This window comes from Acidicapsa borealis, from assembly GCF_059115245.1.
On sequence record NZ_JCACNY010000001.1, the window covers coordinates 354504 to 367160 of the forward strand.

11 protein-coding genes are annotated in these 12657 nt (G+C 58.7%); 6 read left to right on the top strand and 5 right to left on the bottom strand.

Annotated features, from left to right (window positions below; genetic code table 11):
• Positions 1-170 precede the first annotated feature (170 nt).
• On the bottom strand, positions 171-1988 hold the full coding sequence (gene typA / locus AC5S27_RS01430; RefSeq protein WP_493932802.1) for a translational GTPase TypA: 1818 nt from the start codon (positions 1986-1988) through the stop codon (positions 171-173).
• A 426-nt stretch (positions 1989-2414) separates the two neighbouring features.
• On the opposite strand from typA, the gene AC5S27_RS01435 reads away from it, so the two are divergent.
• Positions 2415-3362, top strand: coding sequence for a family 43 glycosylhydrolase (locus AC5S27_RS01435; RefSeq protein WP_493932803.1), 948 nt, complete (start codon positions 2415-2417; stop codon positions 3360-3362).
• On the opposite strand, the gene AC5S27_RS01440 is transcribed toward AC5S27_RS01435, so the two are convergent.
• Entirely contained in the window at positions 3359-4120 is a 762-nt protein-coding gene (locus tag AC5S27_RS01440; protein WP_493932804.1) for a proteasome-type protease, read from the bottom strand. The genes AC5S27_RS01435 and AC5S27_RS01440 overlap by 4 nt on opposite strands.
• Before the next feature lie 118 nt (positions 4121-4238).
• On the opposite strand from AC5S27_RS01440, the gene AC5S27_RS01445 reads away from it, so the two are divergent.
• A complete protein-coding gene (locus AC5S27_RS01445; protein WP_493932805.1) occupies positions 4239-5075 on the top strand; it encodes a transglutaminase-like domain-containing protein in 837 nt (278 codons plus the stop codon).
• Positions 5076-5082: 7 nt separating this feature from the next.
• On the opposite strand, the gene AC5S27_RS01450 is transcribed toward AC5S27_RS01445, so the two are convergent.
• Complete coding sequence (locus AC5S27_RS01450) at positions 5083-5754, bottom strand: nucleotidyl transferase AbiEii/AbiGii toxin family protein (protein ID WP_493932806.1); 672 nt, start codon at positions 5752-5754, stop codon at positions 5083-5085.
• Positions 5751-6089 carry a hypothetical protein gene (locus tag AC5S27_RS01455; protein ID WP_493932807.1) on the bottom strand — a complete coding sequence of 113 codons (339 nt, stop codon included), beginning with the start codon at positions 6087-6089 and terminating at the stop codon, positions 5751-5753. Before AC5S27_RS01455 ends, AC5S27_RS01450 begins: the two co-directional genes overlap by 4 nt.
• 240 nt (positions 6090-6329) lie before the next feature.
• On the opposite strand from AC5S27_RS01455, the gene cysK reads away from it, so the two are divergent.
• The 4 genes from cysK to AC5S27_RS01475 all read left to right on the top strand — a co-directional run bounded on the left by cysK (position 6330) and on the right by AC5S27_RS01475 (position 11477).
• On the top strand, positions 6330-7301 hold the full coding sequence (gene cysK / locus AC5S27_RS01460) for a cysteine synthase A (protein WP_493932808.1): 972 nt from the start codon (positions 6330-6332) through the stop codon (positions 7299-7301).
• A 124-nt stretch (positions 7302-7425) separates the two neighbouring features.
• Positions 7426-8163, top strand: a complete 738-nt coding sequence (gene cysE / locus AC5S27_RS01465) for a serine O-acetyltransferase (protein WP_493932809.1) — start codon at positions 7426-7428, stop codon at positions 8161-8163.
• Between the two features lie 603 nt (positions 8164-8766).
• Entirely contained in the window at positions 8767-10959 is a 2193-nt protein-coding gene (locus tag AC5S27_RS01470) for a PKD domain-containing protein (RefSeq protein ID WP_493932810.1), read from the top strand.
• A gap of 326 nt (positions 10960-11285) precedes the next feature.
• Positions 11286-11477, top strand: a complete 192-nt coding sequence (locus AC5S27_RS01475; protein WP_493932811.1) for a CsbD family protein — start codon at positions 11286-11288, stop codon at positions 11475-11477.
• Between the two features lie 75 nt (positions 11478-11552).
• Here the strand turns inward: AC5S27_RS01475 and AC5S27_RS01480 are convergent, their stop codons facing one another.
• On the bottom strand, positions 11553-12572 hold the full coding sequence (locus AC5S27_RS01480) for a LacI family DNA-binding transcriptional regulator (RefSeq protein WP_493932812.1): 1020 nt from the start codon (positions 12570-12572) through the stop codon (positions 11553-11555).
• Positions 12573-12657 lie beyond the last annotated feature (85 nt).

Consider the following 12657-nt stretch of genomic DNA (forward strand, 5'->3'; position numbering starts at 1 on the left):
CCACCTGTGGTGATGGCCGTAATTGAACGGTAGCATACGGAGGATTTAGTTGGCCTGCTGCGTTGGTTGCAGCAGGCGGGCATTTGTGAGATCCCACCTTAAGCGCGATGAAACTGCCCTCAAGGTGGGTACCCTGTTCTGTGGTGCATGCTAAGACTGGCTGACCAGCCTTAGTCGTTGCCGCCCTTGCGGGACTTTGGACGCTGGTTGGCCTGGAGGACCTTCTTGCGCAGGCGGAGCGACTTTGGCGTTACCTCGACGAGCTCGTCTTCAGCGATGAACTCGATGGCCTGCTCCAGGTTCATGAGGCGGGCGGGGGCGAGGCGGAGTGCTTCGTCGGATGAGGAGGCGCGCATGTTGGTGAGCTTCTTTTCGCGTACGGCGTTGACGTCGAGATCGTTGTCGCGTGAGTGCTCGCCGATGATCATGCCTTCGTAGACTTCTACGCCGCTGCCGACGAGAAGGACACCACGATCCTGCATGCCGAAGAGCGCGTAGGTGGTGGTGGTTCCGGTGCGGTCGCTGATGAGGGCGCCGGAGAGACGCTGCGGGATTTCACCCTGGTAGGGCATGTAGCCGTCGAAGAGGGTGTTCATGACGATGGTGCCACGGGTTTCGGTCAGCATTTCGCTGCGCAGGCCGATGATGCCGCGGGAGGGAACGCGGAACTCCATACGGACGCGGCCTGAACCATGGTTGTGCATCTTGGTCATTTCGCCCTTACGGGGTCCGAGCTTTTCGATGACGACGCCGGTGAACTCTTCGGGAACGTCGATGGTGAGGTGTTCGACGGGCTCCATCTTCACGCCGTCAACCGTCTTGACGACGATTTCGGGGCGGCCAACCATGAGTTCGAAGCCTTCGCGGCGCATCATTTCAATGAGCACGCCGAGCTGCATTTCGCCGCGGCCGAGGACCTTGAAGCTGTCCGGCGAGCCGGTTTCTTCCACGCGGATCGAAACGTTGGTGAGCAGTTCGCGGTCAAGACGCTCGCGCAGGTTGCGGCTGGTAACGAACTTGCCTTCCTTACCGCAGAAGGGCGAGTTGTTGACCGAAAACTGGATGGCGATGGTGGGCTCGTCGATGACGATGAGCGGCAACGGCATGGGGTTTTCGACGCTGGTCAGGGTTTCGCCGATGGTGATGCCTTCGACGCCGGCAACGGCTACGATGTCACCGATCTCAGTTTCCGTGGTCTCAGTGCGCTTGAGGCCGGCGAAGGTGAAGAGCTTGGTGATCTTGACCTTCTGCAGCGACAGGTCGCGGCGGGAGAGCATGACTTCGTCGCCGACATGCAGGGTGCCCTGGAAGACGCGGGCGATGGCGATGCGGCCGAAGTACTCGGAGTAGTCGAGGTTGGTGACGAGGATCTGGAGCGGGGCATCCGGGTCGCCGGTTGCGGGCGGAATGGTCTTGACGATGGCCTCGAAGAGCGGTTGCAGATCGGTGCCGGGAACGGCCATGTCCGTGGTGGCTGTGCCGTTCTTGGCCACGCAGTAGAGAACGGGGAAGTCGAGCTGCTCTTCTTCGGCGTCGAGGTCGATGAAGAGGTCGTAGATTTCGTTCAGAACTTCTTGGACGCGGGCGTCGGGGCGGTCGATCTTGTTGATGACGACCATCGGCTTCAGCTTGGCGGCGAGGGCCTTGGCGAGCACGTAGCGGGTCTGGGGCAGCGGGCCTTCAGCTGCGTCGACGAGGAGCATGACGCCATCGACCATCTTGAGACCGCGCTCGACTTCTCCGCCGAAATCGGCGTGGCCGGGGGTGTCAATGATGTTGATCTTGCCGCCCTCGAAGAAGATGGCAGTGTTCTTGGCGAGAATGGTGATGCCGCGCTCGCGCTCGAGGTCGTTGGAGTCCATGACGCGGTCGGCTACGGCTTCATTGGCGCGGAAGGTGCCGGACTGACGCAGCATGGCGTCAACGAGGGTGGTCTTGCCGTGATCTACGTGGGCGATGATGGCGATGTTGCGGATGGTCTGGCTCACAGGGTGCGGTCCTTTGTTGCGAATGTTTTCGGGCAGGCGCGGAGGCGTGCTTGCGTCTCGACGGGATCTGCTGTTTTCTTTGTGCGTTATGCAGCGGAGGGCTTGAAATACGCCTAGCTTCAGTCACTCCGAGGCATACACCGTTGAAAACGGAAGTGCGGAGAGCGGCCGCACAATGCGGCGTTTTTATATTCTACCAGCTTCGCTGTTTTCCTATGCAGCCGTCTCGATTTAGCGCTTACGCTTGCTCAGGGTCTGACGGAATGCGGTGTCAGGGAATGCCCGGCAGATCCCTGAAGGTTCGGCATAAAAGACAAGGCTTCGCTTCGATGATGTAATACCTTGGTTTGAGAAGTTTGAACAGCAGAGAGGCATATGCGGAGATTATGGCTACAGTTTGCCGCAGCCCTTATGGCGGCTGGTTGCATGGCGCCACTTTGCGTGGCAGCGCAGGCGGTTGCGGTTCGGCCGGGGGAGCGGTGGTTGGATGATCGAGGCGTGGAGATTCAAGCGCACGGCGGCGGGATTTTGCATCTTGGCAACACCTACTACTGGTTTGGCGAGGATCGTTCGCAGACCAATGACCCGGAGAAGCGGTATGTGGCCTGCTACTCGTCGACGGATCTGATGCGTTGGAGATATCACCGGCAGGTGCTGGCGACCGGCGATCCAGAAAATCTGGGGCGGGGATTCGTCCTGGAAAGGCCCAAGGTGTTTTACAACGAGAAAACCAAGAAGTTTGTCATGTACATGCACCTTGACGGGCCGCGCTACCAGGAGGCGCGGGTGGCTGTGGCGATAAGCGACACGGTGGATGGCGACTACAGGTATGTCCGGAGTTTTCGGCCACTTGGGATGGAGAGCCGGGATATCGGGCAGTTTGTGGACGATGACGGCTCGGCATACCTGATTTTCGAGTCACGCCCTACGAAGGGCTTTTTCATCGCCAAGCTTTCGGACGATTATTTAAATGTCGATCACCAGCTGAGTTTTATTGAGGCGCCGCTGGAAGGAGGCGCGGTGGTGCATGTCGGAGGGCTGTATTACGTCGTTGGCTCTCACCTGACGGGCTGGGCGGCCAACCCGAATGTGTACGCGACTGCGAAGAGCCTTGCCGGACCGTGGAGCGCGATGAAGGATATTGCCCCACAGGAGGCGAACACCTACGATTCCCAATCGAGCATGTTGCTCAAGGTCGTGGGAAGCAAAACGACGTCGGTCGTCTATATTGGCGACCGCTGGACGCCCAAGACGCTGTGGGACTCGCGTTACGTCTGGATGCCACTTGAGATGGGCCCGGGGAAGATGTGGCTGCCGAAGCCTCGACCGTGGCGCATTGACGTATCAACAGGTGTAGTAAAGGAAGCGCCTTAGAGCAAAACGGCCTGGACTTCTTCTGCTGGGTGGCGGGTGAATGTCAGGTCGGGCAGGTCCTCTACTGCGTTGCGCAAGGATCGCTCCCAGAGGGCGTGGATGGTTTCGAGTTCAGGGTCCTTGTCGCGGAATTTGCGGTAGCTGTCGAGGTGGAAGCTGTCTTTCCGGTAGATCACGATCTCGATGGGCGGGCCTACGGTCACGTTGCTACGCATGGTGGCGTCGAAGGAGAGCAGGGCGTATTTGGCTGCGGACTTGAGGCTGGTGGAGTCGTAGACGATGCCACGATCGAGAATGGGGCGGCCGTATTTGCACTCGCCGAGCTGGAGATAGGGTGAGTCTTCGGTGGCGCTTAGGGGGTTACCCTGCGGATAGATGAGGAAGGAGCGGGGCTGTTCCCCGCGCACCTGTCCCCCGAGCAGGAAATGGGCGTTGAAGCTGTACTGATCGCGTTCGAGTGACGCGCGGTCGAGGTCGGAGATCTGGCGAATAGCCTGGCCTAATTCCCTGGCTGCTTCATACATGGAGTTGGCCTGGGCGAGGCCTTCGCCATTGTCAAAACTTGCGCGCAGCAGGTTGATGACAGACTGGCTGATCGACAGGCTTCCGCTGCACAGGACGACGAAGACGCGTTCGCCAGGCTGGAGGAAGGTGTGCATCTTGCGGGCGACGTTGAGGTCGTCGGAACCGGCGTTGGTGCGCGAATCGGACGCCATGACGAGGCCTTCCTGTGTCATGATGCTTAAACAATAGGTCATTCGCTTTTGCACTCCCGGTCATTTTGCGTTTTGGGCGGCTTCGGGCAACCTTAGCCAGTCGCGCTCTTATTTCCGGCTACTTCAACATACTGATGGAAATTTGAGGGCTCCCAACACAATGCTTATTCGCTTAGGGTACGACATTCAATTCGAAATTCCCGCGCCGCTGGCTTTTGTTGCCCAACTTCGTGTGCATCCGTCGCGCCATGCCAACCTGCTTGAGCCGGATGTGCTGCACATCGAGTCTGGATATGAGAACGATATCGCGATCGTTCCTTCTCATGAATATAGTGACACTTACGGGAATATCTGCACACGGTTTCTGGCTCCCGCGGGGCACTTGCGGCTCTGGAATTCGACGCTGATTGACGATTCGGGATTGCCGGACGTGGTGAATTGGGACGCTAAGGAGATTCCGCCGCAGGAGCTTCCGGATGACGTGCTGCTGTTTCTGCTGAACAGCCGGTACTGCGAGGTGGATCAGCTTTCGGCGATTGCAGTGGAGCTGTTTGGGAGTGTTGCGCCGGGATGGAACCGGGTACAGGCGATCTGCGACTGGGTGCAGTCCAAGGTGACGTTTAATTACGGGATGACGCGGCCGACCAAGACGGCTCTGGATGTGTTCACGGAGCGGGTGGGGGTTTGCCGGGATTTTCAACACCTTGCGGTGACATTCTGCCGCTGTCTGAATATTCCGGCGCGCTATGTGGCTGGGTATCTGGGGGATATTCGGGTGCCGCTGCGGCTGCCGATGGATTTCAGTGCCTGGTTTGAGGTGTATTTAGATGGGCAGTGGTGGGCGTTCGACGCGCGGAACAATATGCCGCGTATTGGGCGGGTGCTGATGGCGACCGGGCGGGATGCGGCGGATGTGGCGTTTCTGACTTCGTTTGGCGGCTCGACGATGACCAAGTTCTACGTGGTTTCGGATGAAGTTGTTGAGTCGCCTGCGTAGTTTGAGGCTAACTACCTGCTGACAAGCGATCCGAGGTCAGGCCAAGAATAGGGATTTTGTAGATAGTCGATGCAGCGTGACTGAGCAGGTTCTGATCGTCTTTGGGCAGTGTGTGCAGGTCTCCACCTTCGAAGTAGGTGAGAGCTTTCACTGTTTCGCTGGGCTCAAGGCTGGGGGAGTAGAGTTGGGCTGCTGCGGCTAAACCGTCGTCCAGACGGAGGCCCGACCTGAGGATCGCTGCGATATCAATGTAGTCCTTGGCTTCAATTCGTTGCTGGATCACTTTTAGTTTGGTCGCCAGCAGATCAAGCAAGGAAGCTACCTCGAGAACGCCATCCTCTGTGAGCTCCGGGATTCCAGCGCGGCCATTGGTGATGGACCCGAAGAACGAAATCTTCACGTTGCCTTGAGGGGTAGTGGCCAGAACGCTCAGGGTATCGGGCTGAGTCTGGATGATTCTGGCGGATTGCAGCAGTGGAAAGGTGCGTTCCAGTTGTCGATGATCGAGAGGCTTTTCTGTAAAGAAATCGAAGTCGACAGAAGTTCGATGACCAAGGCGCAGGGCAACAGCCGTTCCGCCATAGAGGACGAAGCCGTTCTTTAGGCTGGGGGCAAGATGCGGCCAAATCGCCTGCTGTGCGGGCGGAAGCGTTTCGAGTCTGGGTTGGAAGCGGCTCATGCAATCTTCCGGGTGGGCATGGCGGGAACGGGAATGCTGCTCTGGTTAGCCAGGCCGAGCCGGTAGTGCCAGTAGTGCCATGAGCGTGCGTTGAGCTGGCCTATCTCGGATTTGGTCAGGACTTCGCGGAGGTAGTTCTCGCCGGTGGCTTGGATCATCGCGAGGACGTCCTCCCAGAGGCCGATGTTCATGACCTGAGCGGCGACACGGTCGGGGAAGAGCATGGCTTCCTGCGGGGTCTTCCACCAGATGTAGCGGGCGGCGAGCTTTTCAAGGCAGGCGAGCGCTTCGGCCGATAATGCAGAGTTGATGCGAATTTGCGTGGAGGCGTCCATGGCGTGCACTCCTGTCTTCATTTTAACAACTTTGCGTGATTTCATTGGGCTTGGCTTGCACTGGTTTGGCCTGAGGGCGTAGGCTTTGGCTATGCCTCGATGTCGATAGTGCCGGTCTGGTGCTTGTGCCGAGGATGTTGTGCGCGCTGAAGTTTGCTGTATCGAGCGCCGGGGTTAGACCCCACTCCTGATCCCCAAAATCCAATCCCAAAATTCGAACCGAAGGTTGAGGTAATTGCTATGAGCATTGCAGCGAGCGTTACGGAGTTGATTGGCAAGACTCCGCTGGTGCGGTTGAACAAGGTGACAGCAGGACTGCCGGGTGAGGTGGTGGTGAAGCTGGAGAGTCAGAACCCGATGAGCAGTGTGAAGGATCGTATTGGTCTAGCGATGATTGAAGCTGCTGAGAAGGCGGGCAAGATCAAGGCCGGCGAAACGATTTTGATTGAGCCGACGAGCGGCAATACGGGTATTGGCCTGGCGTTTATCGCGGCGGTGAAGGGGTACAAGCTGATTTTGACCATGCCGGAGACGATGAGCCTGGAGCGCCGGATCGTTCTGCGCAGCTTTGGCGCGGAGCTGGTGCTGACACCGGGGCCGAACGGGATGAAGGGTGCGATTGCCAAGGCGAATGAGATTCTGGCGTCGACCCCGAAGGGATACATTCTGCAGCAGTTCGACAATGCGGCGAACCCGGCGATTCACTATGCGACGACGGGGCCGGAGATCTGGGCGGACACGGATGGGAAGATCGATGTCTTCATCTCCGCCGTCGGTACGGGCGGGACGCTGACGGGTACGGGGTCGTATCTGAAGGAGAAGAATCCTGCGCTGAAGATCGTTGCCGTCGAGCCTACGGACAGCCCGGTGTTGAGCGGCGGGAAACCGGGGCCGCACAAGATTCAGGGGATTGGCGCGGGGTTTGTGCCTTCGATTCTGAAGACGGAGCTGATCGACGAGGTCATTACCGTCTCGAATGACGAGGCGATTGCCACGGCGAAGCGTTTGCCGCTGGAGGAAGGCTTGTTTGTGGGGATCTCTTCGGGCGCGGCGGTGTTTGCGGCGCTGAAAGTGGCGGCGCGGACCGAGAATGCTGGCAAGCGGATTGTGACGATCATTCCCAGCTTTGGCGAGCGGTATCTTTCGAGCGCGCTGTTTGAGCAGATTCGCGCGGAAGTGCAGGCGTTGCAGGCGCAGCCGGTCACTTTGTAAAGCTAGTGTGAGTGTGGAGTGTGAGTGTGAACGGCTTTGCTTGCTTTTGGCTGGCTATTGTTTAGGTCGCGGAGCTTGTTGTTCACACTCCGCACTCACACTCACACTTCGTCCGGAGGACGCAATGGGGTGGTTTTCGCGGGTGGGGGAGGATATTCGGTCGGTGATGGAGCGCGATCCTGCGGCCCAATCCCGGCTGCAGGTCCTGCTTTGCTCGCCGGGGCTGCATGCGGTTTGGGCGCACCGGGTTCATCACTGGTTGTGGCTGCGGGGATTTCGGCTAACGGCGCGAGTGTTGTCGCAGGCGACGCGCTTCTGGACGGGGGTGGAGATTCATCCGGGAGCAGTGTTAGGGCGGCGATTGTTCATCGATCACGGGATGGGCGTGGTGATTGGCGAGACGGCTGTGGTCGGCGACGATGTGACTTTATATCAAGGGGTTACGCTGGGCGGGACGGGCTCGGAGAAGGATAAAGGGCCGCGGAAGCGGCATCCGACGCTGCGTGACCGGGTGTTTGTGGGCAACAATGCCAATGTTCTGGGCGACATTACGATTGGTGAGAATTCTCGGGTTGGAGCCGGGTCTGTGGTTTTGCGGGATGTGCCGCCGAACTCTACCGTGGTTGGGGTTCCGGCGCATATCGTTTACCGCAATGGACTTAGGGTGCTGATTACCGATCCGCATGAGGTGAAGGATCCGCTTTCAGATGCGCTGATTGCGCTTTCAGAGCGGGTGGCGCGGCTGGAAGGTGAGGCTGCGGTGCCTGAGCATAGCTTTGCGGCTGAGGATGTTGAGCGCGAGGATTACCGGCGGAAGATCGAGATATTGCGGGATTATGTTTCGATGGGTGAGGGAATTTAAAAGACAGGGAATAGGGAATAGGGATTAGAAAACAGCGCCTTGGCCGACCTTGAAGCTTGCGCAATACTTTTGCTATGTTGCGCAATGCATCTCCCACAAAGTGCAATCCGCGTGGTAAGAAGTGCAATCGGTGTGGGATAGTGCGCAATCGGTGATGGGTTTTCTGGACTTTCGATGGGTGTGGGTGAGGCTTAAGTCGCAAAAGGGTTGGTATCCCCTCCTCACGAAGAGCAACAGCAGATTCCCTTCGGTAATGACAAACAAGAAAAGCAAGGGCGAATACAAAAGCAACAGCAGGTCCTTCGACTTCGCTCGGATGTGCTCACTCTCTTGATTCGAGGCAAAGATAACAGCAGGTTCCCTTCGGGAATGACAAACAAGAAAACAAGAGCAACTACAAAGGCAATCGCTGGAGTGCCATGGTTTGGTGTGACGCAGACGGGGGATGCCAGGGGTGGGCCTTGGCGCGTACACTGCGGGTAATTCTCCCAGGGGAACTTGTTCGCCCCGATCAGGTTTGCTTTGCGTCGTCTTGCTGCACTTTGTCTTGCCTTGGTTTCGTGTGCCTGTGTCTGCGTGGATGCGGGGGCTCGGAGTGCGCCTGTGCAGGTGTCGGTGCCGGTGCAGATGCGGTCGGCGCAGTTTACCGTTACGGTGAATGGCAAGGCTCTTGACGTGGCGCATGCGGCGGCGAGCTATGACTTTGTCAACATCGATGCTGCCGGGCCAGTGAAGATTGCCATCACTGCGCGTGAGAGGGGTTTCTGGGACAAGGGTGTGGACGTGCAGCCGTGGCGGCTGGGGATCCGGCCAGTGCGGGCGGGGCAGACGATCACGTTTGGTCTGAAGGATCCAGCGAAGCTCTCTGTAGGTAGACCGGGGGATTTTCTCAATCACGCGAAGATGCTGTTTGTGTTCTTTGCGCGGCCGGTGGCTGCTGCTCCGGGGAAGATGGTCAAGGCGAAGGGGGCGAAGACGGCGTCGCTGGTGCTGGCGCCTGGGGTGCATGTCATACCGGCCGGGATTCACAAGGGGAGCTTGAATCCGAAGAGCGGGGAGACGTATTACCTGGCGCCTGGGGCTGTAGTGCTGGGCAGCATCAATCTCTGGAAAGTCAGCAATGTCAAGATCCTGGGGCGCGGGATCGTTGTGTATGACGGGCCGCAGAATCCTGAGGATGATGACGGCTGGATGCAGAAGCCGGACTGGCATTGCATTGGAGCACTGGAGGCACACCAGGTTGAGATTCATGGTTTGACGTGCGTCGTACGGAGTAGGACGTGGTCGATCCAGATGAAGGATTCCACGAACTTTCTGTATGACGATCTGCGGGTGATCGGCGGGAACCCGGAGAACGCGAACCAGGATGGGATGGACTGGCTAGGTGGCGGCGACACTACGGTGCGGGATTCCTTTTTCCGGGCTTCGGATGATGTGTTTGCGATGCAGGGGAATTGGGATGGGTATGGGCACGATGCGATGGTGGCTCCGGGGCATAACGTGAGCAACATTACCGTGGAGCATAGTGTGCTTTCGACGAGTATCTCGAACATTGTGCGGGCCGGGTGGCCGACGAAGACCTTCAATTCGCGGAACTTCACGCTGAAGGATTCGGACATTCTGCATGGCGGGATCGGGTCTTGCGGGTTGCCGTTTGCGCTGTTTACGTTCTGGGGAGCGGACGGGGCTAAGGGGGACCACTCGGGGTATACGTTTGAGAATCTGCGGATGGACGACTGGTATTCGCTGATGCAGATGGAGCAGGAAGAGCCGGGGCTGCATGGGTTTACGTTCCGCAATGTATGGGCGCTGGAGCAGCCGCCGCTGGTGAATTCGCGGCTGGTGGGGCAGGTGAAGGATGTTCGGGTGGAGAACTTGAAGTATGGACAGGCGGTGGTGGGAAACAATTCGCAGTTGCCGGTGGATGTGAGTGGTGGTGCGCAGACGCCGGTGTATGCACAGGGGAACCGGGCGGTGCGGGCGGCCTTTCATGTGACGCCGGCGGTGCTGGAGCCTGGGGTCCGTGCGGATTTCACCGCAGATACGACGAGCGATCCGAAGGCGAAGTTTACGTGGCTGTTTGGGGATGGGACTACGGCGATCGGTCGGCATGTGAAGCACAAGTTCGCGGATGCGCAGGGGACGGAGCTGGACGGCGGGAGCAGTACGGGGACGGGACGGTACCGAGTGCTGCTGCATGTCGAGGATAAGGCTGGGCACCAGGACTGGGCGGCGCAGAACATAACGGTGGTGGGACGTTGGAAGACTGCGCAGGATCGGGCGAGCGACTCGATGGGAACGGCTGGGCTGGAGTTCCAAGTGTATCCGGGGACGTGGCCTTCGTTGCCTTCGTTTGCGCGGCTGACACCGGTGGGTAATGGCGTCGCGGCTAATTTTGCGGCGGCGGAGACGGGCGGGTTTACGCGCTACGCGACGGCGTATGACGGGTTTATCCATGTTCCGGCGGATGGCGGCTACAGCTTTCACCTGATGGCTCGGGATGGGGCGCGGCTGGTGATTGATGGGCAGGTAGTGGTGCAGACGGGGCTGCCGTTTGGTGAGGTTTGCGGATCTCCCCAGAATGCGATGCGATATGCAGTGGGGTCGATCGGGTTGCGGGCGGGACGGCATGTGCTGCATGCGGAGTCGCTGCAGTCGGTGAGCTCGGGGAGCCCGCGGGTGATGTGGGAAGGGCCGGGGATTGGGTTGAGTGATGTTCCGGATAAGGCGCTCAGCCATACGAATGTGGCGGCGGCGCGGCCTGCGAGCCCGCGAATCAGTGCGATGAAGCCTTGAGGCAGGGAACAGGGAACAGAGAACAGAGAATACGGAACAGGGAGGACTCTGATGCCTGTTTCTTCGATTTGGAGTGTCGTTTTTCTCCCTAGCATAAAGATGCTTGTGCAATCTTGAGCAGACTAATTTTGGCCTTGCGAGTTGCTCAATACAGATCAGTAAGAGGGTTTTGTGGGGCGTAGGTTATGAGAACCATAGGCGTCGGCCTGGACAGGTTTGGAGTGGTTTCCATGCCTTCTGAACGTCGCATATGGAACGGGGCTGCAGATAGCGACCCTGTCTGAATTTCATTTCATCCTTTGAAGGGTGAACCAAGGAGATTTCTGATGGCTGATACAACGACCACGAGCACACACGATCACGCTGAAGGCGCAGTTCACCAGGTCAAGGGCGCGATCAAGGAAAAGATCGGTCAGTTGACCAACAATCCTGACCTTGAAGCGGAAGGCACGGCCGAGAAGTTCAACGGCAAGGTTGAGGAGAAGGTTGGCGACGTCAAGAAGGTTTTCGAGAAGTAGTCCAGATGGGTTGATTTCGCAGGAGCAGAACGATGGAGGGTCGGCATTCGTGCCGGCCCTTCATCGCGTTTGTGCTTACTTCCTGCGCAGGCTGGAGGCGCGGATGACGAGGTTGGGTTTGATGACTTCGGATTTGGGGCGCTTCACTTCTTTGGTGTGCGCGAGTGATAGCGCAAGAGCGGCTGCGCGTTCGCCGATGATTTCCGCGTGCTGATCGATGGTGGTGAGCGGGACGCGCAGGAAGTCGGAGTAGGAGAGATTGCCGCAGCCTACGATAGCGATGTCTTCGGGGATGCGGAGGCCGGAGTCGAGAATGGCCCGAATGGCACCGATGGCGATGGGGTCATTGAAGCAGAAGATAGCGTCGGGGCGCGTTGGATTGTCGAGGAGCTGCTTGGTAATTTCGTAGCCGGTGCGTTCGCCGAGGTAGTCGCCGGTGGGACCTACCGAAACGAGGTGGCCGGGGAGGGGAACGCGGTTGTGTGTGGCCAAAGCCTGCTGATAGCCTCGGGCGCGGCCGTCTGCGGTACTGACCTGGGGTCCGCGGATGTGGGCAATGTGCTGGCAGCCCTGTTCGATGAGGTGGTTGGTGGCGAGGAGACCGGCCTGCTCGTCATCGACGCCGACATAATTGGCTTCCAGGCCAGCGAAGCAGCGGTCGAGGAGGACGTAGGGGGCCTTTTGTTCTTCGATGCGGCGGAAGCTGTCGATGGTCCATTGCGAGGAGGCGATGAGTAGAACGTCGACGCGGCGAGCGAGGAGGTGTTCGATCTCCTGCTGCTCGAGTTCGGGGTCTTCCGACGAGGACGAGATGAAGAGGCTGTAGCGCTGTTCGCGGAGCTTTTCGGAGAGGGTCTTGGCGATCTGCGCGAAGAAGGGATGGAGCAGGTCGGGAACGACGAGGCCAACGGTCCAGCTCCAACCGGTGGAGAGCGAGCGGGCGGCCAGGTTGGGTTGGTACTTGAGCTCCTTCATGCGCTTGAGGACGCGGGAGCGGGTTTGTTCGCCGATATCGGGGTGGTTGCGGAGGACTTTCGAGACCGTAACTACGGAGAGGCCTAGTTCGCGAGCGATATCCTTCATCCGTACTGGCATCGATTTGGTTACTCCTTGTGTGAAGTGCTGGCGGGGATGTCCAGACCTTTGCTGAATCTTTGAATACTATGGAAGGCCGCTGAGC